The following is a 24,359-nucleotide window of genomic DNA, read 5'->3' as shown; positions in this document are numbered from 1 at the left end:
TCAGATCGTCCTCTCCAACACGACGAGGGACCGGTCCGGCACCCGGATGGTGCCGCCCGCGCTGATCACCGTGGCGTCGCCCGGCTCGGGTTCGGCAGTGCTGATCACCCGTTCCCACTTCTGGCCGTACTCGCTGCCGGGCATCGTGAAGTCCAGCGGCGCGTCGTGGGCGTTGAAGCAGAGCAGGAACGACGCGTCGTGGTGTTTCTGGCCGTACTGGCCGCGTTCGCGGATGCCCTCGCCGTTGACGAACAGCGCCACCGAACGGCCGAAGTCGTTGCCCCAGTCCTCGCCTGTCATCTCCCGCCCGTCCGGGGTGTGCCAGGCCAGATCGGGCAGCGGCTCGTCGATCCCGCGCCCGTTCACCGGCAGGCCGGTGAAGAAGCGGCGGCGGCGGAACACCTGGTGCCGTTTGCGGAACGCGGTGAGCGTCTGCACGAACTCCAGCAACTGCTCGTCGACGTTGTCCCAGTCGACCCAGGCCAGTTCGCTGTCCTGGCAGTAGACGTTGTTGTTGCCGTGTTGGGTGCGACCCAGCTCGTCGCCGTGGCCGATCATCGGCACCCCCTGCGACAGCATCAGGGTGGCCAGGAAGTTGCGCCGCTGCTTGGCCCGCAGCGCGAGCACCGCCTCGTCGTCGGTGTCGCCCTCGACGCCGCAGTTCCAGGACCGGTTGTGGCTCTCGCCGTCCCGGTTGTCCTCGCCGTTGGCCTCGTTGTGCTTGTCGTTGTACGACACCAGGTCGTTGAGCGTGAACCCGTCGTGCACTGTGACGAAGTTGATGCTGTGGAACGGGCGGCGGCCGTCGTCCTGGTAGAGGTCGGCGGAGCCGGAGATGCGCGACGCGAACTCGGCGAGGGTGGCCGGCTCGCCGCGCCAGAAGTCCCGCACGGTGTCGCGGTACTTGCCGTTCCACTCCGTCCACAGCGGCGGGAAGTTGCCCACCTGGTAGCCGCCGGGGCCGACGTCCCACGGCTCGGCGATCAGCTTCACCTGGCTGACCACCGGGTCCTGCTGGACCACCTCGAAGAACGTCGACAGCCGGTCCACCTCGTAGAACTCGCGGGCCAGGGTGGCCGCCAGGTCGAAACGGAAACCGTCCACGTGCATCTCGGTCACCCAGTACCGCAACGAATCCATGATCAGTTGCAGGGAGTGCGGGCTGCGCACGTTGAGGCTGTTGCCGGTGCCCGTGTAGTCGACGAAGTAGCGGCGGTCCTCCTCGCTGAGCCGGTAGTAGCTGGGGGCGTCCACGCCCTTGAAGCTCAGCGTCGGGCCGAGGTGGTTGCCCTCGGCGGTGTGGTTGTAGACCACGTCGAGGATGACCTCGATGCCGGCCGCGTGCAGCGCCTTGACCATGCCCCGGAACTCCTGCACCTGCTGGCCGGTCCGGCCCAGCGCGGAGTAGCCGTGGTGCGGGGCGAAGAACCCGATGGTGTTGTAACCCCAGTAGTTGCGCAGCCCCAGGTCGGCGAGGCGGTTGTCGTGGATGAACTGGTGCACCGGCATCAGCTCGATCGCGGTCACCCCGAGCCGGGTCAGATACTCGATCATCGGCGGGGAGGCGATCGCCGCGTACGTGCCGCGCAGCTCCTCCGGGATGTCCGGGTGGCGCATGGTCAGCCCGCGCACGTGTGCCTCGTAGATCACCGAGTGGTGGTAAGGGGTGCGCGGCGGCTTGTCGTTGCCCCAGTCGAAGTACGGGTTGACCACCACCGACTTCGGCATGAACGGCGCCGAGTCGGTCTCCGACATCCTGTCCGGCTCCGCCATGTCGTAGTCGTAGACCGCCGGGTCCCAGCTGACGTCCCCGTCGATGGCCTTCGCGTACGGGTCGAGCAGCAGCTTGTGCGGGTTGCAACGCAACCCGTCCGCCGGGTCGTACGGGCCGTGCACCCGGTAGCCGTAGCGCTGCCCCGGCTCGATGCCCGGCAGGTACGCGTGCCACACGTAGGCGTCCACCTCACGCAGCTCGACGCGGCGCTCCGCGCCGGTGTCCCACTCGTCGAAGAGGCAGAGCTCGATCCTTTCGGCCACCTCGGAGAAGATGGCGAAGTTGGTGCCCATCCCGTCGTAGGTGGCGCCCAGGGGGTACCGCTCGCCCGGCCAGACCTGCATGTTGCTCCTTAACCCATGGTGGTGCGCGCACCGGCCGACGCATGCCCGCGCGCACTGCACGTAGTGCCCCCGGCCCGGGCGCGCCAATCCATCCTTTCAGGCGGTGCCTGAAAACCACCTGTCTGATGCGGGCTACACCCTCAGGTGTCCTCCGTCACGATGACCCTTTTCGAGGTGCGTTCTCGGGCTCGATGCACTTTCCTTGACCGGGGACAAGCGTTCGCGCGCGTTCCGCCTGGCCCTCCGCCACCCCTTACACCTCACTCCGCCGCCACTGACGCCGGCGTACCACCATGCCTGGACGGAGATTGATGTGACCCCGCGGGTCGACGAGCAGCACACAGCCACCAAGGACCGGGCGCACCGGCCCACAGTGACCTCCCGGTCCCCGCTCCCGACCCAGCCCGGTCACTCCGCGCAGCCCGGCCTCTCCGCGCAGCCCGGCGCGACAGTGCCGGCACGGCCCGGCCCCGGGGTGCCCCCGCAGACCCGCCGCATCCTGATGCTGTCCTGGGAGTACCCGCCGGTGCTCGTCGGCGGCCTCGGCCGACACGTGCACGCCCTCTCCGTCGCCCTCGCCGCCGCCGGCCACGAGGTCACCGTCGTCACCCGCCACACCGACGGCGCACCCATGGAGGAGTACGCCGACGGCGTCCGCATCCTGCGCGCCCCCGAAGACCCGGTCACCTTCCCCCTCGCCACCAGCTCCCTCCTGGCCTGGACCATGGCCTTCAACCACACCCTCACCCGCACCGCGCTGCGCGCCACCCAGGCCGGCGCCTACGACGTCATCCACGCCCACGACTGGCTCGTCGCCCACACCGCGATGACGTTGCGCGACCACCTGGACATCCCGCTGGTCAGCACGATCCACGCCACCGAGGCCGGGCGACACCAGGGCTGGCTGCCCGAGGAGATGAACCGCACCATCCACGGCGTCGAGCAGTGGCTCACCAGTGAGTCCGGCCGGGTGATCGTCTGCTCCGGGTACATGCGCGACGAGGTGAACGCCCTGTTCGACGTACCGGCCGGGCGGGTCGACGTGGTCGCCAACGGCGTGGAGCCGCACCGCTGGCGGGTGCCGGCGCGCGCGGTGGCCGCCGCCCGCGCCCGGTTCGCCGGGGACGGCCCGCTTGTCACCTTCGCCGGACGCCTCGTCTACGAAAAGGGCGTCCAGCACCTGATCGCCGCGCTGCCCCGACTGCGGGAGCGGCACCCCGGGCTGCGTGCCGTGATCGCCGGCGACGGCCCGTACCGCGCGGAGTTGGAGGCCGAGGTGCACCGCCGCGGCCTGGGCGGCATGGTCACCATGCCGGGCTTCCTCGGCGGCACCGACCTGCCGGCGTTGATGGCCGCGTCCGACTGCTTCGCCGTGCCGAGCATCTACGAGCCGTTCGGCATGGTGGCCTTGGAGGGCGCCGCGGCCGGCGCACCCCTCGCCGTCGCCGCCACCGGTGGCCTCGCCGAGATCGTCGAGCCGGGCGCGACCGGGATGACCTTCCGCCCGCACGACCCCGACGGGCTCGCCGACGCGGTGGACGCGCTGCTGTCCGACCCCGACCGGGCCCGGGTCATGGCCCGCCGCGCCCGCCGGATGGTCCACGACCAGTACGGCTGGTCGGCGATCGCCCAGCGCACCGCCGCCAGCTACGCCGCCGCCATCGCCACCGACGCCGCGTTCACCGCGCAACGCGCCGAGCAGCGCATGGCCCAGGGTCGGGCGCTCCCGGCGCTGCCCGAGGGCAACCTGCTCGCCGCCGCCGGCCTCCGCTGACCAGCGGCGCTGACCGGCGGCGCGCGCTGACCAGCGCGCGCTGACCGGCGGGGCGCACTGGCCCTTGATCATCTCGGTTTCCTTGAAATCGGGGTGTCCTAGACGCAAGGACACCCCGACTTCAAGGAAACCGAGTCGATCACGCGCCCCTGGCTCCATCGCGCGGCGGCCGCCGCGCCTCGCGGCACGACGACCACCGCGCCCCGCCGCACGACGACCACCGCGCCCCGCGGCACGACGACCACCGCGCCCCGCGGCACGACGACCGCCGCGCCTTGCCGCACGACGACCATCGCGCCCCGCCGCACGACGACCACCGCGCCGCGCCGCTCGGCGGCGGTCTGTCGGGGCTGTCAGAATGTGCCGATGTCTCGCCCTGTCGACGCCCTGGATTCGGCGTTCCCGGTTGCCGCTTCGATCGCTCTGGACCTGATCCGCCGCCCCGAGGTGTCGGAACAGTGGTCGCGCCCGAGCGTGCTGCCGCACCTGTCCGTCGGCGGCCTGGCCTGCCACCTGGGACGTCAGGCGGTCCGGGTGGCGGAGCTGCTGCCGACGCTGACCGACCTGCCGGTTCTGGGGTCGGCCGACAACCACTACGAGCGGGCCGCCTGGGTCACCGAAGGAGTCCCCGACCAGGCCTCCGTCGCCACGAGCGACGACGAAGCCGACGCGGCCCGGGGTCCCGCCGACCTGCACGCCCGCTCGGCCGCCGCGCTGGAGGAGGCGGGCAGCCTGCTGGCACGCGGCGTGGCCCGGGACGTCGTACCCATTCCGTGGCAGGGCTGGGCCCTGCGGCGCGGTGATTTCCTGCTCACCCGCCAGTTGGAGATCGTGGTCCACTCCGACGACCTGGCGGTGAGCGTCGGGGTACCCACGCCGGAGTTTCCGGCGGAGGTCTTCGACCCCGTCCGCGACCTGCTGGTCCGGCTGGCCGTTCGCCGCCGGGGCCAGTCCGCGCTGATCAGCGCGTTGAGCCGCAGCGAGCGGACCCAGGACATCTCCGCCTTCTGACCTCGGCCGGGCCGGCAGTCGCCCTTGATCGACTCGGTTTCTTCGAAGACGCGGTATCCCAGCGCCGTTGATGCCCCGGCTTCTAGGAAACCGAGTCGATCAAGCTCTACGCGACCGGCCGCGCGCGCGACAACGGCGGCAGGCCGCCGACCCGGGCGGGTCGGCGGCCTGCGGAGGCGCGGTAGTGCGGTGGTGCGGTGGTGCGGTGGTGCGGTGGTGCGGAGTCGAACGGTCAGCGCTCGTTGAAGGGGACGTAGTCCCGCTCGGGCGCGCCGACGTAGACCTGCCGCGGGCGGCCGATCTTGGTCTCCGGGTCGCCGATCATCTCGCGCCACTGGGCGATCCAGCCGGGGAGCCGACCGAGCGCGAAGAGCACAGTGAACATCTTGGTCGGGAAGCCCATGGCCTTGTAGATCAGGCCGGTGTAGAAGTCCACGTTCGGGTAGAGCCGACGGGAGACGAAGAAGTCGTCGGCGAGGGCGATCTCCTCCAGCTCCATGGCGATGTCCAGCAGCGGGTCGGGCTTGGCCATCCGGCCCAGCACGTCCTGCGCGGCCTTCTTGACGATCGCCGCGCGCGGGTCGTAGTTCTTGTAGACCCGGTGGCCGAAGCCCATCAGCTTGACGCCGTCCTCCTTGTTCTTGACCTTGCGGACAAAGGAGCGGACGTCGTCGTCGCCGGCGTGGATCTGCTGGAGCATCTCCAACACCGCCTGGTTGGCGCCGCCGTGCAGCGGGCCGAACAGCGCGTTGACCCCGGCGGAGACCGAGGCGAACAGGTTGGCGTTGCTGGAACCGACAAGGCGGACGGTCGACGTGGAGCAGTTCTGCTCGTGGTCGGCGTGCAGGACGAACAGCATGTCCAGCACCTTCGACATCACCGGGTCGACCTCGTACGGCTCCGCCGGCACGCCGAAGGTCATCCGCAGGAGGTTGTCCACGTACCCCAGCGAGTTGTCCGGGTAGAGCAGCGGCTGCCCGATGGACTTCTTGTAGGCGTACGAGGCGATGGTGGGGACCTTCGCCATGAGCCGGACCGTGGAGATCTCCACGTGCTCGGAGTCGAACGGGTCCAGGCTGTCCTGGTAGAAGGTGGACAGGGCGCTCACCGCGGACGACAGCACCGCCATCGGGTGGGCGTCCCGGGGGAAGCCGTCGAAGAAGCGGCGCATCTCCTCGTGCAGCAGCGAGTGCCGCCGAATCCACTCGGTGAACTCGGTCAGCTGCTGCTCGGTCGGCAGCTCACCGTAGATGAGCAGGTAGGAGACCTCCAGGAAGGAGGACTTCTCGGCCAGCTGCTCGATCGGGTATCCGCGGTAACGCAGGATCCCCGCGTCACCGTCGATGTAGGTGATCGCCGATGAGGCAGCCGCGGTGTTGACGAAACCGGGGTCGTACGTCGTCATCCCGGTTTCCTTCAGCAGCTTGCTCACCCCGATACCGGCGGGGCCCTCGACCGCTGGGTGTACCGGCATCGACAGCTGCCCACCGGGGTGATCGAGCTTGACTTCCGTCATGTGGTTCCTCGCTTCGCCGGCAGATCTACGTTGAATTGCCTTCGCTTCTACCGTAATTGCGGCTCGGGGGACAACGCCCGCCATGGTTCGGCGGTGAGGTATGCGTCACCCGATTCCCGACCAGGGCACCGGGAAACCCGGCTTCCCGGTAGGCGGGACGAGCCCGGGACCGGGTCAGGACAGTGCGAGGCGTCGCAGCGTACCGTCCGTCGCGACCTGGAAGACGTCGAGCTGGTTGCTACCGGCGCGAAACAGCTTGTCGTCGGTGAGCAGCGCGGCGAACCGGCGTCCGCCGGGGTCGGGCGGCACCACCGGGACGACCGCCCCGATCCGGCCGTTGACGGCCACCGCCAGCAGCGTGCCGTCCGGGATCCGGTCCGGGACATCCCCCCAGACGAGGGCCGGGAGGGTGCCGGTGTCCGGGTCCGTGGCCGTGAACGCGGCCAGGTCGGCCACCCGGGCGTTGCCGCCGGCCGGCCCGGCGCGTACCTCGGTGCCGACCAGGGGGTGTGGTGTCGGCAGCGGCGGCGGGGCGGGCACCCCGCCGGGGAAGGTGACAGGTTCGCCGGGGCGGTCGTAGAAGTGTTTCGTGCCGTCGGTGCGGGGGGCCTGCCGGGCGGAGCGGCCGTCGACCCGCCAGGGCAGCCGAATGTTGGCCTCGTCGGCCACCGTCGGCAGTAGGTCGACGTGTTCCCAGTTGCGGTCGTCCACCCGCCCGGTCTGCTGCCGGGGCTCCTTGACGAACGTCGGCACCCAGGCGACCTCACCGGCGGCGGCCTTGATCGCGTCCATGCCCCGGCCCTGCGCGCCGGGGCGGAAGCTGACCCCGTGGTCGGCGGTGACCACGACGAGGGCCTGGTCGTAGAGGCCGCTGGCGCGCAGCGTCCGCAGGGTCTCGCCGATCAGCCGGTCGGTGTAGCCGAGCTGGGCGAGGTGGCGTTGCCGGGCCAGGTCGATCCAGCCGGCGCCGTCGTTGGGCAGGTCCTCGGGGGCGTCGTAGCGCGCCCCGGAGGGCAGGTACGCCCACGGCGAGTGCGGCATCAGCAGGTGCAGGAAGTGCAGGGTGGGCCGGGCCGTCGGCGTCAACCCGGCCAGGAAGGTGGTGAACCGGGCCGGTTGGTTGTCGTCCAGGCTGTCCCAGCGGAACGTCGGATCGGCCGGCACCGGCTCGGCGGCGTCCAGGCCGGCCTCGGCGCGGGTCCGCTCCCGGTAGGAGTCCTCCGGGTCGACGGCGCTCTCCGTCGGCCCGGCGAGGCGGCCCAGCAGCTTGCCGGTCTCCCGGACCAGCACGCCGAGCCCCTGTTTCGGGGCGACCGGTTGTTCACAGCGGCTGGGCGGGCACAGTCGGGTGATGCTCTCCTCGGCGCGGATGTCGTACAGGCCGCCGAAGGCGGTGAAGAGGTTGTCCGGGTACTGCGAGTAGTGCGGGGCGACCTGCCGCGCCGGGTACCGGCCGGTGAGCATCGCGGGTAGCGCGTTGGGTGTCCAGCCGCTGACCCCTGTGGAGTTGCGGTACCAGGTCGAGCCACCGGCCAGCTCGGCGAAGTGCGGGTACCTCGTGGCGTCGATCCGCCCGTCCGCGCCGAGCAGGCTGACCAGCGGCAGCTCGTCGAGGATCAGCATGACCACCGGCGGGTGCACGCCGGTGCCCTGCGCGGTGCCGGCCGCGCCGCCGTCGCCGCGCGGCAGGACCACCGCGGAGGTGGGTGAGACGAGCAGGAAGAGCGCCACGAACGCCACCGGTCCGGCGGCGGCCAGTCGCAGCACCCGGCTCGGCGCCCGCCACCGCCGGTGCGCGGCCGCGCCGCCGACACCGGCCAGCACGGCCACCAGCAGCAGGGGTACGCCCCGAAGCGGCGTCACGTGCCGGCCCACCTGCACGGCGAGGGCGGCGAGCAGCAGCCCGACCAGCCCGGTGTGGGTGAGGGCGCGGGCGGTCCGGCCGGCCAGTCGACTGAGTGCGCCGAGCACTGCCACCGCGACGGTGGGCAGCACCGCCACCAGGGCGGTCAGCAGCAGGATCTGGGCCGGGCCGGCGCGGTGGAAGAGGAAGAAGTCGGGGCTGCGGCCCAGCACGTCCAGCAGGGGCTGGGTGACGACCAGCCCGACCAGCGCGACCACCTCCAGCAGCCGGCCCAGCTCGCCCCGCCAGCCCTGGCCCCACCGCCCGGGGGCCGAGCGCGGCGGGTCGACCGCTGCCGGTTCAGCCACCCATCACCGTCCGGTAGAGCGTGCGGGTGCCCGAGGGCAGTTCCAGCCGGTCGGTGATCCGGCCCCGGGCGGCGAGCAACGCCTCGAAGGTGTCGCGTCGGTAGTCCGGGAAGAGGCCCGCGGGTTTGTTGGCGAGCAGTCGGGCGGCCATCGGGTCGTCCGGTGCGACGAACTCCACCACCACCGCGCCGCCGGGCGTGCTCAGCCCGGTCAGCCAGTCGAGGACCTCCGGCAGCGGCACGTTGCGCCCGATCGCCAGGTGGTGCACCACGGCCAGGGCGAGCACGACGTCGGCGGCGGCCCGTTCGGCGAAGCCGGCCCGCTCGACGCCGCGCCAGCCTCCGCCCGGTGACGGGTCGGCGAGGTCCAGCACCAGCGGCAGGATGCGGCGCTGTCCCTCGGCGCGCAGTTTGCGGTACAGCTCGTCGACCACCGCCGGCTCCTGCTCGACGGCGACCACGTAGTCGGCGTGCCCGACGGCCAGTCGGGAGTACCGGCCGTCGTTCGCGCCGAGGTCGAGCACCAGGCGGGGGCGGGCGCCGGCGGCCACCGCGGCGGCGACGAACTGCTCCTTCGCCACCCGGTCGCGGGCCGAGTAGCCGCAGGTGTGCTGGTAGTCCGACCACTGGTTCTCCGCCGGGCGGTGATCCAGCTTGCGGACCAGTTTCTGCATGCGACGGACGGTGGCCAGCAGCAGCTCCCGGGAGAAGCCGGCGGCCCGCAGTTGGTCGCGGACGTCGGTGGTGCTGGCGGCGGCGTTGCGGCGCTGCATGGCGCCGTGCAGGTGCAGGTGGGTCAGCACGCCGGGGCGCAGCCGGCGGGCCCCGCCGAACAGCGGCCGGAGTTCGTCGGCCTCGATGCCGTCGACCCGGGCGCGCAGCCAGGGTTGGAAGTCGACGCCCAGGTGGGCGGTGAGCAGCAGCGGATAGAGCACGGTCTGGCAGAACTGCCGGTAGCCGGCCCACGGCTCGCCGTCGCGGACCGGCTCGAAGGAGCCGATGTCGATGAAGACCGGCTCCGCGCCACGCCACTGCAGGTTGTACGCCGAGCCGTCCTTGGTGGTGAAGCCGTCGGTGAGCGCGGCGCGCAGGATTTCCAGGTGCAGCAGGGCGGCGTCGCGCAGCATGCCGAACGACCACTCGTACGGGTGGGAGACGAACGGGATGCGCTCGTGGCGCAGCACGGCGGCCCACGGCGCGCCGGCCCCGGCGGGCACCAGTGTCGACGGGGCGTCCTCGGTGGCGCAGACCTTCCGCGCGGCGACCAGGGCCGGGAAGAAGGTGCTGCCGGCCAGGGCGCGCCAGTGCGCGGCGGCCTGCGGGTCGAGCCCGCGCAGCACCTCGTCGCCGACGTGGAAGACGCGGTTGGCGGGGTCCCGGAAGGAGGCCGGTTCGGGTCGTACCTCGGTGGGTGAGATCGCCATCGTCGGGGCCGGCCCGTTCACCGCTGGTCGGTCGGTTGGCGGCGGAACCGGTCGACGAGGCGTCGCCAGTAGAGCTTGGCGGCGACCGCGGCGCCGGCCACCCCGCCGACGACCGCCTGCACGATCAGGCTGCCGGATCCCGCGTCCAGGTAGGCCAGATGTCTCACCGATCGCTCCTTGCCCTCGCCCGTCCCGACCCCGGTCCCAGGCGTACACCATGAGGCTTTTGACCTAGAAAGCCGGACTTGTCCCTCACCGTACGCTGGTCGTGATCCGCGTCGCGGGCACATTCGCGGACTCCCAGCCTCGCCACAGAATGGGACCGGGACACCGACCCCGCCGGTACGCTGCGGACGTGCGCTGGGTGGTGGTGGACGCGCCGTTGGACTCCTCCGGAGCCCGGCGCGGTGAGGAACGGGCGCCCGACGCGTTGCGCCGGGCCGGCCTGTTGGCCGCGCTGCGGGCCGACGACGGTGGGCGGGTGGACGAGGCGCTGTTGCGCGACCCGCTGCGCGATCCGGCGAGCGGGGTGATCGACGCCGCCGGCCTGCGCCGGGCGGGCACGGCCATCGCCGCACGGGTCGCCGCGCTGCTCACCGGGGACCACCGACCGCTGGTGCTCGGCGGGGACTGCGCGATCCTGCCCGGCATCTGCCAGGCCCTGCCGCCGGCGACCACGCTCTGGTTCGTCGACGCCCACCCGGACTTCCTCGACGGCGGCACCTCCCCGACCGGCGAGGCCGCCGACATGGACCTCTCCGTGGTCACCGGGCACGGCCCCGCCGCCATCGGGCCGGACGGCGCACTGCTCGACCCGGGCCGCGTACACCTGCTCGGGCACCGCCCGGCCAGCGACGAGAGCAGCCGGGTCGAGGCGGCGCGGATCGACCCGGCGATCCACCAGGTGCCCGCCGACGAGCTGCTGCGCCGGGGCGCCAGTGCGGTCGGGGCCGCGCTGGCCGCCGACGGCGACGCGCCCGCCTGGCTGCACCTCGACCTGGACGTGGTGGACCCGCGCGATCTGCCGGCGGTGACCTACCCCGAGCCGGACGGGCCGCGCTGGGCCGACGTCATCGCGCTCGTCACCCCGCTGGCCCGCGCCGACCGGCTGCTCGGGATGAGCGTGACCGACCTGAACACCGACGAGGACCCCGACGGACGCCACACCCGGCGCGTCGTCGAGGTCCTCGCCGAGGTGCTGCGCGGCTGAACCCCGTTGGAGCCGCGCGCCGACTAGGCGTCCGCTGTGGGATTGGGCAACCGGACGGTGAACACGGTCCGCCCGGGGCGGCTGTCCACCGCGACAGTGCCGTGGTGGGCCTCCACCACCGCCGCGACGATCGCCAGGCCGAGGCCGGTGCTGCCGTGCTCCCGGGACCGGGAGCTGTCGCCGCGGGCGAACCGTTCGAACATCTCCGGCCGCAGCTCCGCCGGCACCCCGGGCCCGTCGTCGGCGACGGTGAGCACGGCACTGTCGTCGTCGACGGTCAGCGTGGTGACGACGGTGCTGCCGGGCGGGGTGTGCACCCGGGCATTGCCGAGCAGGTTCGCCACCACCTGGTGCAGCCGCGCGGCGTCGCCGGGCACCCGGATCGCCACCTCGGGCAGACCGAGCTGCCAGCGGTGGTCGGGGCCCGCGACGTGCGCGTCGCTGACCGCGTCCACAAGCAGGGCGGTCAGGTCGACCGGGTCCGCCGCGAGCGGCCGACCGGAGTCGAGGCGGGCCAGCAGCAGCAGGTCGTCGACGAGGCTTGTCATCCGGGTGCTCTCCGACTCCACCCGGCGCAGCGCGTGCGCCACGTCGGCGGGCACCTCGTCCCGGCCGCGCCGGGCCAGCTCCGCGTAGCCGCGGATCGCCGCGAGGGGCGTCCGCAGCTCGTGGCTGGCGTCGGCGACGAACTGGCGTACCCGGGTCTCGCTGGCCTGCCGGGCGGACAGCGCGTCGGCGACGTGGCCCAGCATCCGGTTCAGCGCCGCGCCGACCTGGCCGACCTCGGTACGCGGATCGGTGTCCGCGGTCGGGACCCGGACGGCGAGCGCCACCTCGCCGCGGTCCAGGGGCAGTTCGGTGACCCGGGTGGCGGTGGCGGCCACCCGGTTGAGGGGGCGCAGCGTGACCCGCACGATCAGCGCCCCGGCGGCGCCCGCGACGAGCAGTCCGATGGCGACCACCGCGGCCTGTGCGGCGAGTTGCCGCCGGACGGTCTCCCGCACGCCGGCCAGCGGGACGGCGACGACGCGTACCCGGCCGTCCCAGTACTGCCGGGCCACGGCCCGGTAGTCACCGCGGGCGCCCAGGTCGACGGTGCGCGGTCGGGCGTCGATCGGCAGGTCCGCCAGTGTGGCGACCTCCCCGACCGGGACGGTCTGCTCGTCGGGGAACGGATCGTCGCTGGACGGGCTGTCGGTCAGGGTCCGTGCGCTCGTCACCCGGCCGTCGGTGATCTCGGCGACCACCGTGCCGGACGGGGACCCGGGTGGGATGGCCGGGCCACTGCCCGGGAAGGCCGGTCGTCCCGGGCGGTCACCGCGCAGGACAGTGGCGGGCGCCAACTCGGCGTCGAGCCGCTCGATCAGGACGTGCCGCAACGCCACTGTGGTGAGGCCGGCGACGGCGACGCTGACCACCGCCAGCAGCGCGACAAGGGCGAACACCAGCCGGGTACGCAGCGAGCGACCGGCCAGCCACCGGCGGAGGCGCGGCGGACGGCGGCTACTCGGCGGGCTTGAGGACATAGCCCGCACCACGCAGCGTGTGGATCATCGGCGCCCGACCGGCGTCGATCTTCTTGCGCAGGTACGAGATGTACAGCTCCACCACGTTGGCCTGGCCGCCGAAGTCGTAGTGCCACACCCGGTCGAGGATCTGCGCCTTGCTCAGCACCCGGCGCGGGTTGCGCATCAGGTACCGCAGCAGCTCGAACTCGGTAGCGGTGAGGGTGATCAGGTGCCCGTCGCGGCGTACCTCGTGGCTGTCCTCGTCGAGGCTGAGGTCACCGACGGTGAGGACCGCGTCCTCCCGGGCGGCGATGGCGAAGCCGGAGCGGCGCAGCAGCGCGCGCAGCCGGGCGATCACCTCCTCCAGGCTGAACGGCTTGGTCACGTAGTCGTCGCCGCCGACGGTCAGGCCGGCGATGCGTTCCTCGACGGCGTCGCGGGCGGTCAGGAAGAGCACCGGCACGGTGGGGGCGTGCTCACGCAGCCGGCGCAGCACCTGGAAGCCGTCCAGGTCGGGCAGCATCACGTCGAGGACCACGGCGTCCGGCTGGAACTGTCGGGCGGCGCTCAACGCCGCCATGCCGTTGCCGGCGCTGCGGACCTGCCAGCCCTCGTAGCGCAACGCCATCGACAGCAGGTCGGTGAGTGTCGCCTCGTCGTCGACGACCAGCACCCGGACGGGTTCGCCGTCGGGGCGACGCAGCTCGATCCGGCTCGGCGCGGCCTGCCCGTTAGTGACCATGGCCCCCATCGTGGCCGCGACGTCTGTGCCACGCCCCTGCGGGAGCTGTGTGCCAGCTGTGCGGCCGGTCCGACGGGACGCCGGCGTCACCACCGGTCAGCCCCGCCTCGTTGTCACTCGGACACCCCGTACGCGTCGGTGCGCACGAACCGCATGCGCCAACCGCCCGCGTCGTCGGGGCTGTCGCGTTCGTAGAGGTGGTCGGGGCCGGGCTGCACCGGCCCGGTGCCGTCCGGGTGCCGCATGATCCAGCGCGGTGGTGGGGCGCCGTCCGACCCGGCCGGCAGCAGGCGGACCAGACCGTCCGCCGGCCCGCCGACGAAGCGTACGGTGACCTCGCCCATCGCGGCGCCCCCTTGGGTGAGCGTGCCGGCACAGTCAGTGACGCGGCTCTGGCTCGCAAGCTACCGCACCCACCGCGGTCGGCGCAGCGCGGTGCGCGCGGAGATCACCCCGGACGCCGCTGCGGTTTGCCCAGCTCGGCGGTCGGGTACCGCGACCGAAACACCCGCCGTCGGCGGAGCGAGGGCGAGGAGTGGTCGATGCGCACACTGGACGGGCGGTACCAGCTCGAGCAGCGCATCGGCGTGGGCGGGATGTCCGAGGTGTGGCGGGCGCACGACCAGGTGCTGGACCGGCCGGTCGCGGTGAAGCTCATCCTTCCCGGTTCGGACGACGAGGACGGTCCGGTGGACCGGATCCGCACGGAGGCCCGGTCGGCCGCCCGCCTGGTGCACCCGAACGTGGCGAGCGTGCACGACTTCGGCACCGCCTCGACCTGGCCGGGCCGTCCGGTGCCCTACATCGTGATGGAGCTGGCCGAGGGCGAGACGCTCGCCGCGCACCTGCGGACCGGGCCGCTGGACTGGCGGATCGCGGTACGGGTCTGCGCCGAGGTCGCCGCCGCGCTGGCCGCCGCGCACGCCGAGGGCATCGTGCACCGCGACGTCAAACCCGCGAACGTCATGCTCACCCCGTCGGGCGTGAAGGTGCTCGACTTCGGCATCGCCATCCCCACCGGCACACCCGATCCGACCCCGACCGGAATGGTGTTGGGCACCCCGGCCTACCTGGCGCCCGAGCAGTTGGAGCGGGCGCCGGCCACCCCCGCCGCCGACATGTACGCCCTCGGCGTGCTGCTCTACTACTGCCTCACGGCCCGCCTGCCGTACCAGGCGGTCACCATCAACGAACTGCTCGGCGTACGCCGCCGTCAGCCACCGGAGCCGCTGCCCGAGATCGACGGGCTGCCGCCGGAGGTGGCCGAGTTGTGCGACTCCTGCCTCGCCGACGATCCCGCGCGCCGTCCGAGCAGCATGGTCGCGGCGCTGCTGCTGGCCGAGGCCGTGGACGCCCGGGTGTACGTGCCGATGACGATCCCGACGCCCCGCCGGCCGATGCCGACGTCGGCGTGGACCGAACGGGCCGCCGCCGAGGCGACCGAGGCGATGGTCCTGCGCGACGAGCCGGAGCGGGCTTCCGGGCGCTGACCACTGGCTCAACGGCGTTTCGGCGGGCGGCGGCCGGGTAGCCGACCTGCCGAGCGACGGGAGAAACGCGATGCCGGATCAGAGTTCCTGGCTGCGTGAGGCCACCGCGACCGCCGAGGGCGGTCACGTACGCACCGACGACGGCGGGCTCTCCACCCCGCTGGCCTCTCCGCTGGCGGCGCACTGCACGGGGCTGAGACCAGAGCAGTTGCTGGCCGCCGCCTTCGCGTCCTGCCTGCACCACGCGGCGGTGGAGGCGGCCGGGGAGATCACCGACGAGGCGCACACCGTGCAGGTGCGGGCGGAGGCGAAGCTGGGACGTGACGACGACGGTCTCTACCGGGCGGACGTGCACGCCTCGATCTCGTCGGCGGGCCTGAGCCGAGATCAACTGGCCGACCTGGTGGAGTACGCGGACCGGCTCTGGCCGTTCTCCAGCGGCGACGCGAGCCGGCACCGGTTGACAGTCACGCCAGCGGAGAACGGTCGACACTGACGTCCATCGCCGGCCGGGGCCACCGGGCCGCCCGGCCACCCGGCCTGCGGGCCAGCGCAAGATCGTGCTCGATCCTGATTGCAGGGGCATCCCGGTCGTGCCGAGGCCCCTCCTTCCTGGATCGAGCGCGATCTTGCGCGGCTACCGGGCCACGCCCACCGACGGGTGGGCCGTTCGGCGGATTGGGTATCGGCCGTTCGCACCACTCCTGAACAGGAGCCCACCGCACGGCCGGCGGATCGCCGTCGAGACCTTATCGGCCGGCCAATCGGAAATGCCGGTCTGGCCCGATCCGCGAGGTTGATCGGTCTTGCTCCACCTTCGCCCTCCGGAATCCCCAAGATCGGGGCAAAGTGTGGCGCAGGCCACCGTACGGACAGCCGATAACGAGCAATTGGGTCTTTAGCCTCGTCAGGTGCATCCCGACGACCCCTCCGACCAGAAGCTGACCGACACGCACCCGAGCACCCGATCGGGCGAAGTCGCCTCAACCGAACGGCCGATCGGCCGGCACCGCGTCCCCGAACTGCCCCGGCGTCCCCTGCTGGCCTCGACCCCGATCCGGGTAGCCCTGGCCACCGGTGTCACCTGCTGCCTCAGCCTCGTGGCGGTCGCCACCGCCCGGGGCAACGACGACATCCCGGCCCGCACTGTGGAGCCGCTCGCCGAGGCGGTGGCCGACCGCGCCGCCATCGCCGACGAGCGCGCCTCCCGGTCGCTGGATCGCGACCTCGCCCCCGCGCGGGTCCTGCCCAGCCCGACGGCGACGCCCAGCCCCACACCCACCGTCGTGCGCAAGGTGCCCAAGAAGCCGGTCAAGCCCCGCCGACCCCGACCGGTCGCCGGCCTCGACCAGGCACAGATGGACAACGCGAAGATCATCGTGGACGTCGGCCTGGACATGAAGATGCCGCGCCGCGCCCTGGTGGTGGCGCTGTCCACCGCCATGCAGGAGAGCAACCTCTACAACCTGGCCAGCGACGTCCTCCCCGAGTCGGCTGACTACCCGAACCAGGGCAGCGGCTCCGACCACGACTCGCTCGGGTTGTTCCAGCAGCGGCCCAGCAGCGGCTGGGGCACGGTGGCGGAGCTGATGCGCCCGTCGTACGCCGCGCGGGCCTTCTACAGCGCACTCAACGAGATCCCCGGCTGGCAGGACATGAGCGTCACCGCCGCCGCGCAGGCCGTGCAGATCTCCGCCTACCCGGACGCGTACGCCCAGCACGAGGATCGGGCGACCACCGTCGCGGCGGCGCTCACCGCCTGAGCCGACCGCTCGACGGTCGCGGCGAGGAACCACCTAGCCCGACGCGCTCGCGCCGGCCGCTCTCAGCGCCGGTCGGACGGCGGCTCCGCGTCCGCGTCACGCCCGCCGACTCCCACCCGGTACGCCAGCAGCCGCGGTCGGGGTGTCGGCGGGCACCTGATCCTCCGTCACCTGACCGAGGATCTCGTCCACCCGCGCCTCGCGCCGCCGCCGGGCGTGCAGCGCCGCCTCGAAGTCGCGCCGGGCCTGCACCGCTTCCTCGTACGCCCGCTCGCGCACCTGCCGGGCCTCCGCGCGAGCCTGGGCCAGCTCGGCGCGAGCCTGGGCCAACTCGGCACGGGCCTGGCCCAGGGCCTCGGCGGCCACCCGTGGCTCTCCGGCGGCGTGCCGGGTGCCGGCGCTGTGGCCGAGGTCCAGCCGCCGCAGGAGGCCGCTGAGCCACTCCGCCTCCTGCCCGATCTCGTCCCACTCGCCGCTCGCCTCGGCCGCACCCGCGGCGCGCGCCGCGAGCCGGGACAGCCGGACCCCCAGTTCGTCCAGGCAGGAATCCACCTGCCGCTTGTCGTAACCGGTCTCAACGATGGAGAACCTCATCCGTCGCCCCCAGGCAGCCGCTGTTACTTCCCCTCCTGGATCCTCGGCCGCGACAGAGACGGCCGAGGAGGTTCGGGAAAAATGTTCAGCATGCGCGCACGGGGGCTGCGTCAGACGCGCTTGGGCAGCACGACCACCCGGCCGAAGAACTCGTCGATGCGGCGGACCACGTCGTTGAAGTCGTCAAGGTCGATCGGCTTGGTGACGTACGCGTTGGCCTGCAACGTATAACTGCCGACGATGTCGGTGTCGGCGTTGGAGGTGGTCAGCACCACGATCGGGATGGTCCGCAGGTCCTCGTCCTGCTTCACCGCCCCGAGCACCTGCCGGCCGTCCATCCGCGGCATGTTGAGGTCCAGCAGGATCACGTCCGGCCGGCGGGCCTGCTGGTGCCGGCCCTCGGCGCGGAGGAACTCCATCGCCTCCTCGCCGTCGCTGACCACGTCGATGACCTTGTCGACGTCGGAGTCCGCCAACGCCTCCTCGATCATCAGTACGTCACCGGGATCGTCGTCGACCACCAGGATGCGTACCGGCTGCGGGCTGTCTGCGCCCATCACTACCTGCCTCGGGTCGACGGGGACGGGACCTGACGGTCACCGCGCTGGCGGGGAAATCTAGCCCATCAGGGGGCGGTGCGGGACGCGGGGTCGACCGATTCCGGTTCGTAGCGCAACACGTCGGCCAGACCGGTCATCCGCAACACCCGCTCGACGCGGCCGTTGGCGCCGACGAGCCGAAGCCAACCCCCGTCGGCCGCGGCCTGATTGTCCCCCCGGACGAACACGGCCATCCCGGTGGAATCGCAGAAGGTGAGGTCGGTGAGGTCGAGCAACACCCGGGACTCACCCGCGGCCGTGAGGCGGTCGATCGCGGCGGTCAGCTCGGGCGACGTGCTCATGTCCAGCTCGCCCGCCAGACGCAGGCAAGCGCCACCGCCGTCGCGCTCGACGTGGCTGACGCTGAACGTCACCGTTCTCCCCCTCGCTCCACCCGGCAGGTGGGACATTTGCAGTGCGGCAAGTATACGCAGGGTCGCGCCGCGAACCGCAGGGCGCGGTGATCGACAGCGGCGTGGGCGGATGGGCGCTCAGCGGGCGACGCCGGGCAGCGCGGCGCGCCCCCGGGCCAGCATGCGCTCCGCCCGGGGGAAGTCGCGCAACGCGACAGCGTAGTGCTCCAGGGACCCGGCGACGGCTGCGGCGGGCACTCCCCGACTCACCAGGATCCCCGTCAGCCACTCGACGAACTCGGTGAACAACGAGGCGTCGTCGACGTAGACCGCCGCGGCCAGGAAATCCACTATGTGACCCAGGTCGCTCACCGTGGAGTCGAGCTGACTGGCGCTGTAGGCGCGCGTCGCCGGCACCCGCTCCCGCAGGTCGGCCAACGCGCTGTCGATCAGCTCGCCGCGACGCCGCACCAGGCTGGCGTACTCGTCGTCGGCCAGGTGGGCCAGCCGCGCCGGCGGCACCCTCCGCAACGCCCGCTCGTCGGAGATCAGCTCAGCCGCCGAGGGCGCGTCCCTCGCCCAGGCCACGCCGAGCCGACGCGCCCACCGGCCGTCCGCACCGAACCCGCGCCCACCGACAAGCACCGGCACGTCCGAGCGGCGGCAGGCCTCGATCATGCGGTGGGCGTGCGGCAGCCGCATCGGCAGCGCACACGCCAACGCGACGGCGTGCGCGTCATAACGGTGCAGGTACGACACGAGGTGAGCCGCTGGCACACTGGCGCCCAGGAACGTCACCTGCCAGCCCCGCAACCGCAGCACCTCGGCCACCAGCCGGGGCGGCAGCGCGTGCCACTCGCCATCCATGCACGCGACAACGACCCGACCGCCGGTCGGGCGCGGGTTGACGTGGGTGGCCACCGCCGCCACCACCCGTTCGCTGACGTGGGTGGCCGCGTGCTCCTGGGCGACGCTCCACTCGTTGCGCGCCCACCGCTCACCCACCTCGGACTGGGCGGGCGCGACCAGGTCGAGCAGCACCCGCTCCGCCGGCACGCCCGCGTCGAGCAGGTCGATCGCCACGTCGATCGCGGCGTACTCGTCGGCGTCGGCGAGGCAGTCCAGATAACCGGCGTAGGCGTCGCTCGGGACGATGGCGGCGGTGGCCGCGGTCACGCGTCGACCTCGCCCGGCGGGTCGGTGCGGAACGGTGCGGGCACCGAGTGCAGGTGCCGCGACACGCGCCCACCCGGACCGGCCGCCCGCAACGCCAGCACCGCGATGTCGTCGTGGTCACCCTGCGCCAACCAGTCGCAGGTGACCTGCTCGACCCGCTCGGCCAGGGCTGGCGCCGGCATCCGTTGGCAACCGGTCACCGCGGCGACCAGCCGTTCCACACCGAACTGCTCGTCGCCACGGCGGCCACCGCGGGCCTCGGTCACCCCGTCGCTGTAGAGCAGGCAGGTCTCGCCCGGCGCCAGCCGGACGGTCACCTCGCCGACGCGGGGGTCGGGCACCACCCCGATCAGCATGCCGCGCAGCGGCACCGACTCCACCTCGCCGGAGGCGCGCAGCACCAGCGGCGGCAGATGTCCACCGCCGGCCATGGTGAGGGTGAGGCCACCATCGCGGTCGGGACGGGCCACGCCGAGCACGATCGTGGCGAAACGGCCCTGGCCGTGCGCCTGGGTCGTCTCCAGCAACGCGTCGTTGAGCAGCCGCAGCAACCGCCCGGGGTGCGACTCCAACCGGTGCAGTGCCTGGAGGCACTGGCGCAGCTGGCCGGTGAAGACGGCCGCCTCGACCCCCTTGCCCGACACGTCGCCGAGGAAGAACACCGAGCCACCGTCGGCGAGCCGGTGCGAGCCGTAGAAGTCGCCACCGATACGCAGCCCCGCCTGCGCGGGCCGGTACGCGGTGCCCCACTGCACGCCCGCGGCCTCGGCCGGCTCGACCGGCAACAGGCTGGCCTGGAGGGTGTCGGCGACCTCCGTCTGGTCGCGGTAGAGCAGCGCGGTTGTCATCGCCGCGCCGGCGCGGGCCGCGAACGCGCGGATCAGCTCAGCGTCGGCCTCGTCGTACGAGTCGGGGGCGCGACGGGCGACAAGCAGCACACCGACCGGCGCGTCCCGGCCCGGCAGCGGGACGACCCGGGCGGCGGTGCCGATGCCGGCGAGCTCGGGCAGCCAGCCGGCGTCGACCGCCTGCTCGACCAGCCAGTCCAGAGCGTGCGGCTCGACCCCGGTCAGCCCGTCGGCAATGGCGGCGGGCAGCTCACCGCCGGCCAGCACGCCGTTGTCCACCGACGCCGCCTCGTCGTCGGTGCCCGCGGCCCGCCACCAGCGGGCCCGACCGGCACGCGGCGCGAGGACCAGCACGGCCACCTCGGCCAGGGTCGGCACGGCGAGTCGGACGATCGCCGCGGCGGACCGGGCGGGGTGCAGCGGGTTGCCCAGCTTGTCACCGACCACGGCCAGGAAGGTCGAGCGGGACCGCTCGGCGAGCAGCGCCTCGGCGCGGCCGACGGTGTCGGTGACGTCCTCGACGTACCAGCAGCAGCGGGCCCCGGAGAGGGGCACCCGGCGGGCGGTCAGTCGGCGTCCGCGGTAGGTGAAGCCGCCGGGGTCGCCCTCGCCCAGGCCGGGCACACCGGCCGCGCTGAGCAGCTCGCCGGGCGTCACACCGGGCAGCAACCGCTCGGCCACCGGGCTGACGTGCCGCACGACGCCGTCGGCGTCACAGACCACCAGACCCTCACGGAGGTGCTCGACGACCTCGAACCAGTCGGGCGCGGCGGCATCGCGTTCGAGGGCCATCGGCGGTGGATCCGCGGCGGGCCGGGGCGGCGGGGCCGCAGTGGGCCGGGGCGGCTGGGCCGCGGCGGGCCGGGGCGGCGGAGCCGCGGCGGGCCGGGGCGACGTGTCGGCGGGCCAGGCCGGGGACTCGGTCGTGCTCGGCGTGAAGATCCGTCCGTCGCCCGGGTCGCAGTCCCTGACGTCGGAAGCAGTCACCAGCTGAGCCTCGCTCCTTGTCGTCCACCCGAACCCGTACCGGAACCGGCGTCCATGGCCAAAACTCTCCAGCCCACCCTACGCCGGGACGCACAGAGCGGCATCTCAGCGTGGCTGGCGAGGTGTCGCCGCCAGGGGCTGAGCGGAAGCGGGCGGACGTGTCGCGGGCCCCCGATTTGCGTTCGTCCGCCCGGCTGGGAACATGGTGGAATGTCCGACCAGCTGTTGACCATCGAGACAACTCGGCTCGACGCCGGGCACGTCCGACTGCGGCTGACTGGCGAGCTCGACTACGCCTCCGCGCCCGAGCTGATCGCCGCCGCCGCGGATCTGCACGGCCAGCAGGTGCTGATCGACCTGACCGGCGTGAGCCTCTGCGACTCCTCCGGGCTCAGCGCGCTGCTGGTGGTGCACCACACCGCCGGGGCGATCCGGCTGACCGGGGCCGGCCGACAGCTGCAACGGATGCTGGACCGCACCGGTCTGACCGAGTTGCTGACCGTCGAGCACGCCGCCGACGACCTACGCGCCATCGGCTGATCCACTGCCGCCTGCGCCCAGCCGGGGTGGCCCCCGACCCTGGGACCTGGGGTCGGGGGCCGGAGGAATGTCTAGGGTGTCGTCATCGGCTGGAGGCGCGGCCCGGTCTCGCGCAGCTCGCCCGTCGGGGGCGGATCGACGTCCTCGGGCTCACCCGAATCAGGCGTCTGGTACAGGTAGCGGACGAACTGCCCACCCGCCTCGTTGTCGTCCGCGCCGGGCCATTGGCCGATGCAGTCCATCCCGATGACCTCACGGCCGGTCCCGTCGGCCTCCTCCAGCAGCGCCCACAGGCTCACCGGGTAACACCTGGTGACCTCCGGCGTGAGCTGCCAGCGGGCGTACCAGCCTTGTCGGGCGGGGACGATCTCGACGATCTGCTTCATGACGACCTTCCTTCCGCGTACCTCGGAAGAACTTCGGTCCTGACCCGATCGTGCGGGCCGGGCGGGTGAGCACCCCTCACCCCCGGCGGATGAAGCGTCGCGGACACCGGGCCGACCCGCCCGGCGACGTCCGTTTCGGCTCCCGGGACGGCGGGAAGGCGGCTGACACAGCCCACGATCCCCAGCGGAAGGGGTGCCACCATGCGCAAGCAGATGGAGGGCGACAACCAGCGGCGTCGGGCGCTGGCCCGACAGGCCCGTGACCAGGGTCGCCAACCCAGCGAGATCGGCGCCAGCCTGAGCGCCTCCAAGCAGCTCACGAGCCTCGAGTCGGGCAAGCGGGCCGGCCCACCAGCGGCCGGACCGCACAAGCCGGACAGCACCCGCGGCGGGCCGGCGCCGCCGCAGGTCGGCACCGCCGACAATCCGAGGCCGCAGCCGTCCCCGCCGACCGGCACAGCCGGGGTACGCAGCATGGGTTACCACGACCTGGTCGACGACGTCCGGCGTCGGGCCGGGGTCGACTTCAAGACGGCCAAGGTGGGCACCGAGGCGACAGTGCTGGTCCTCGCCTTCGCCCTGGATGCCGCCGAGCGGCAACGCCTGCTCGCGGCGGTGCCGGCGTCGCTGCACGACGTGCTGCCCGTCGACGGCATCGAACGGCACCGCGACCTGCCCGGCTTCCTGGCCGAGGTGGGCCGGATCAGCGGCAACACCCCCGAGCAGGCCCGATACCAGGCGGAGGCGACGATCGCCGCGCTCGCCGAGCAGGACGGCGACCTCGTCGAGTCGTTGCACGTACCCGACGGGTTGCGGGACCTGCTCAACCCACCGGAGGCCGGCGGCGGTCTGGTGGGCGCCTCCACCACCACGCCCACCCTGGACCCGGACGCGATCGACGCGGCGCTCGACGACCTGCCCTACTGGACCGGCGACGGTCAGGGTCTGCACCGCGTGGTCGCGCTGCCGCCGGACAACCTGGACCGGGTGTTGGACCGGCTCGACCGGATGCGCCAGGACAGCGGGCGCGGGCCGAGCATCGGACGTCCGGGGGACACCGCCGCCGTACTGACAGTGCGCACCAGTCAGGCCGACGGGGTGACAGCGCTGGACGTGGATCTCGCCCACCGGATCGACGACGCGATCGACGAGGTGGGAGCCGGGATGGCCGGCGGCTGACCGGCCGCAGCGGTGCCGACGGGCCGGTGGACGCGGGACATCCCGCTCCGCCGGCCCGTCGGCAATGCCGTGCCGCCCGCCGGCAACGTGCCTGGGCAATACCGCTAGCGTGCCGGTCATGAGCCGCGCCGCCGACCGGCTGGAGCTGGTCGCCGACCCGGTCCGGCGGACCGGACGGACCCTCCTGTCCGCCGGGGTCGAGCAGTCGTACGTGGACGTCGAGGATCCCCGGCACCTGCACTTCGAGTACGTCCGGCGGATCGCCTCGGCGGTGGAGTCGGCCGCCCCGGCGGGCGCCCCGCTGAGCGTTCTGCACCTGGGTGGTGGCGCGTTGACGTTGCCCCGCTGGCTGGCCACCACCCGGCCCGGCTCCCCGCAACGCGTCGTGGAGCGGGACCCGGCGGTGGTCGAGCTGGTGGCCCGGGAGTTGCCGCCGCTGCCGCCGCAGGTACGGGTGGAGGTCGCCGACGCCCGGGACGCGCTCACCGCCGCCCCGGCCGGTTCCTACGACGTGGTGATCGCCGACATCTACCGGGCGGCCCGGATGCCCCCGCACGTGCGCACCGTCGAGTTCGCCGCCGAGGTGGCCCGCGCCCTGCGCCCCGACGGGATGTTCCTGGTCAACGTCACGGACCTGCCGCCGCTTGTCGCCACCCGGGTGCAGGTGGCAACGGTGCGGGCGGTCTTCGCCGACGTGTGCGTGCTCGGCGACCGGCGGATGCTGCGCGGCCGCCGGTACGGCAACCTGGTGTTGGCCGCGACGTCCCGACCCGGCGGGTTGCCGGTCGGCCGGCTGGCGGTGGCGGCCCTGCGTGACCCGGTGCCGGGCGGCCTGCTGCACGCCGCCGCGCTTGACACGTTCGTCGCCGGCGCCCATCCCCGCACCGACGCCGACGAGCGCCCCTGAGCCGGCTTCGTCCTTGCCACGCGG

The 24,359-nt window shown here is 73.0% G+C and carries 23 protein-coding genes; 9 read left to right on the top strand and 14 right to left on the bottom strand.

The features are described 5' to 3' along the window. Entirely contained in the window at positions 1–2,118 is a 2,118-nt protein-coding gene (gene glgX / locus ACQPWW_RS15990) for a glycogen debranching protein GlgX (RefSeq protein WP_433133497.1), read from the bottom strand. A 502-nt stretch (positions 2,119–2,620) separates the two neighbouring features. Between glgX and ACQPWW_RS15985 the strand changes: the two genes are divergently transcribed. Together ACQPWW_RS15985 and ACQPWW_RS15980 are read left to right on the top strand one after the other, a co-directional pair. Next, positions 2,621–3,892: a glycosyltransferase family 4 protein gene (locus ACQPWW_RS15985; RefSeq protein ID WP_433134373.1), complete on the top strand. Its 1,272-nt coding sequence runs from the start codon at positions 2,621–2,623 to the stop codon at positions 3,890–3,892. 366 nt (positions 3,893–4,258) lie between these two features. Beyond that, positions 4,259–4,903 carry a maleylpyruvate isomerase N-terminal domain-containing protein gene (locus tag ACQPWW_RS15980; RefSeq protein WP_433133495.1) on the top strand — a complete coding sequence of 215 codons (645 nt, stop codon included), beginning with the start codon at positions 4,259–4,261 and terminating at the stop codon, positions 4,901–4,903. Positions 4,904–5,135: 232 nt separating this feature from the next. On the opposite strand, the gene ACQPWW_RS15975 is transcribed toward ACQPWW_RS15980, so the two are convergent. The 4 genes from ACQPWW_RS15975 to ACQPWW_RS15960 form a co-directional block, all read right to left on the bottom strand. After that, positions 5,136–6,419, bottom strand: coding sequence for a citrate synthase (locus tag ACQPWW_RS15975; RefSeq protein WP_433133493.1), 1,284 nt, complete (start codon positions 6,417–6,419; stop codon positions 5,136–5,138). 174 nt (positions 6,420–6,593) lie between these two features. Then, positions 6,594–8,630, bottom strand: coding sequence for a sulfatase-like hydrolase/transferase (locus tag ACQPWW_RS15970; RefSeq protein ID WP_433133491.1), 2,037 nt, complete (start codon positions 8,628–8,630; stop codon positions 6,594–6,596). Beyond that, a complete protein-coding gene (locus ACQPWW_RS15965; protein WP_433134371.1) occupies positions 8,623–10,053 on the bottom strand; it encodes a methyltransferase in 1,431 nt (476 codons plus the stop codon). The genes ACQPWW_RS15970 and ACQPWW_RS15965 overlap by 8 nt, the downstream gene beginning before the upstream one ends. Positions 10,054–10,070: 17 nt before the next feature. Further along, positions 10,071–10,220, bottom strand: a complete 150-nt coding sequence (locus tag ACQPWW_RS15960) for a hypothetical protein (protein ID WP_179778832.1) — start codon at positions 10,218–10,220, stop codon at positions 10,071–10,073. A gap of 188 nt (positions 10,221–10,408) precedes the next feature. Here ACQPWW_RS15960 and ACQPWW_RS15955 point away from each other — a divergent pair, with 188 nt between their 5' ends. After that, entirely contained in the window at positions 10,409–11,263 is an 855-nt protein-coding gene (locus ACQPWW_RS15955; protein ID WP_433133489.1) for an arginase family protein, read from the top strand. Between the two features lie 23 nt (positions 11,264–11,286). Here ACQPWW_RS15955 and ACQPWW_RS15950 read toward each other — a convergent pair whose 3' ends face one another. The 3 genes from ACQPWW_RS15950 to ACQPWW_RS15940 form a co-directional block, all read right to left on the bottom strand. Continuing rightward, positions 11,287–12,789 carry a sensor histidine kinase gene (locus tag ACQPWW_RS15950; RefSeq protein WP_433133487.1) on the bottom strand — a complete coding sequence of 501 codons (1,503 nt, stop codon included), beginning with the start codon at positions 12,787–12,789 and terminating at the stop codon, positions 11,287–11,289. Next, positions 12,767–13,513 carry a response regulator transcription factor gene (locus ACQPWW_RS15945; RefSeq protein ID WP_433133485.1) on the bottom strand — a complete coding sequence of 249 codons (747 nt, stop codon included), beginning with the start codon at positions 13,511–13,513 and terminating at the stop codon, positions 12,767–12,769. The genes ACQPWW_RS15950 and ACQPWW_RS15945 overlap by 23 nt, the downstream gene beginning before the upstream one ends. 113 nt (positions 13,514–13,626) lie before the next feature. Next, positions 13,627–13,857: a hypothetical protein gene (locus ACQPWW_RS15940; protein ID WP_433133483.1), complete on the bottom strand. Its 231-nt coding sequence runs from the start codon at positions 13,855–13,857 to the stop codon at positions 13,627–13,629. Between the two features lie 198 nt (positions 13,858–14,055). Between ACQPWW_RS15940 and ACQPWW_RS15935 the strand changes: the two genes are divergently transcribed. The 3 genes from ACQPWW_RS15935 to ACQPWW_RS15925 all read left to right on the top strand — a co-directional run bounded on the left by ACQPWW_RS15935 (position 14,056) and on the right by ACQPWW_RS15925 (position 16,766). Continuing rightward, positions 14,056–15,003, top strand: a complete 948-nt coding sequence (locus tag ACQPWW_RS15935) for a serine/threonine-protein kinase (protein ID WP_433133481.1) — start codon at positions 14,056–14,058, stop codon at positions 15,001–15,003. A gap of 70 nt (positions 15,004–15,073) precedes the next feature. Continuing rightward, positions 15,074–15,499: an OsmC family protein gene (locus ACQPWW_RS15930; RefSeq protein ID WP_355033508.1), complete on the top strand. Its 426-nt coding sequence runs from the start codon at positions 15,074–15,076 to the stop codon at positions 15,497–15,499. 415 nt (positions 15,500–15,914) lie between these two features. Next, a complete protein-coding gene (locus ACQPWW_RS15925) occupies positions 15,915–16,766 on the top strand; it encodes a hypothetical protein (RefSeq protein WP_433133479.1) in 852 nt (283 codons plus the stop codon). 96 nt (positions 16,767–16,862) lie between these two features. Here ACQPWW_RS15925 and ACQPWW_RS15920 read toward each other — a convergent pair whose 3' ends face one another. The 5 genes from ACQPWW_RS15920 to ACQPWW_RS15900 form a co-directional block, all read right to left on the bottom strand. After that, positions 16,863–17,360: an ATPase gene (locus tag ACQPWW_RS15920; RefSeq protein ID WP_433133477.1), complete on the bottom strand. Its 498-nt coding sequence runs from the start codon at positions 17,358–17,360 to the stop codon at positions 16,863–16,865. 110 nt (positions 17,361–17,470) lie between these two features. Continuing rightward, complete coding sequence (locus tag ACQPWW_RS15915; RefSeq protein WP_145782537.1) at positions 17,471–17,917, bottom strand: response regulator; 447 nt, start codon at positions 17,915–17,917, stop codon at positions 17,471–17,473. Positions 17,918–17,985: 68 nt separating this feature from the next. Beyond that, positions 17,986–18,333: an STAS domain-containing protein gene (locus ACQPWW_RS15910; RefSeq protein WP_433133475.1), complete on the bottom strand. Its 348-nt coding sequence runs from the start codon at positions 18,331–18,333 to the stop codon at positions 17,986–17,988. A 117-nt stretch (positions 18,334–18,450) separates the two neighbouring features. Beyond that, on the bottom strand, positions 18,451–19,488 hold the full coding sequence (locus ACQPWW_RS15905; RefSeq protein ID WP_433133473.1) for a cobalamin B12-binding domain-containing protein: 1,038 nt from the start codon (positions 19,486–19,488) through the stop codon (positions 18,451–18,453). Continuing rightward, complete coding sequence (locus ACQPWW_RS15900; RefSeq protein WP_433133471.1) at positions 19,485–21,323, bottom strand: SpoIIE family protein phosphatase; 1,839 nt, start codon at positions 21,321–21,323, stop codon at positions 19,485–19,487. The genes ACQPWW_RS15905 and ACQPWW_RS15900 overlap by 4 nt, the downstream gene beginning before the upstream one ends. Positions 21,324–21,533: 210 nt before the next feature. Here ACQPWW_RS15900 and ACQPWW_RS15895 point away from each other — a divergent pair, with 210 nt between their 5' ends. Continuing rightward, positions 21,534–21,863, top strand: a complete 330-nt coding sequence (locus ACQPWW_RS15895; RefSeq protein ID WP_433133469.1) for an STAS domain-containing protein — start codon at positions 21,534–21,536, stop codon at positions 21,861–21,863. 71 nt (positions 21,864–21,934) lie between these two features. Here ACQPWW_RS15895 and ACQPWW_RS15890 read toward each other — a convergent pair whose 3' ends face one another. Further along, positions 21,935–22,249, bottom strand: coding sequence for a hypothetical protein (locus tag ACQPWW_RS15890; RefSeq protein ID WP_433133467.1), 315 nt, complete (start codon positions 22,247–22,249; stop codon positions 21,935–21,937). Positions 22,250–22,450: 201 nt separating this feature from the next. Between ACQPWW_RS15890 and ACQPWW_RS15885 the strand changes: the two genes are divergently transcribed. Together ACQPWW_RS15885 and ACQPWW_RS15880 are read left to right on the top strand one after the other, a co-directional pair. Next, entirely contained in the window at positions 22,451–23,428 is a 978-nt protein-coding gene (locus ACQPWW_RS15885; protein ID WP_433133465.1) for a DUF2267 domain-containing protein, read from the top strand. 118 nt (positions 23,429–23,546) lie between these two features. Next, positions 23,547–24,335 (top strand): spermidine synthase, encoded by a 789-nt coding sequence (locus tag ACQPWW_RS15880; protein ID WP_433133463.1) that lies wholly within the window; start codon positions 23,547–23,549, stop codon positions 24,333–24,335. Positions 24,336–24,359 lie beyond the last annotated feature (24 nt).

Source organism: Micromonospora sp. CA-240977, assembly GCF_050942285.1.
Taxonomy (GTDB): domain Bacteria; phylum Actinomycetota; class Actinomycetes; order Mycobacteriales; family Micromonosporaceae; genus Micromonospora.
The sequence above is the reverse complement of the archived record's forward strand: the minus strand, read 5'-3'. Positions and strand labels throughout refer to the sequence as shown.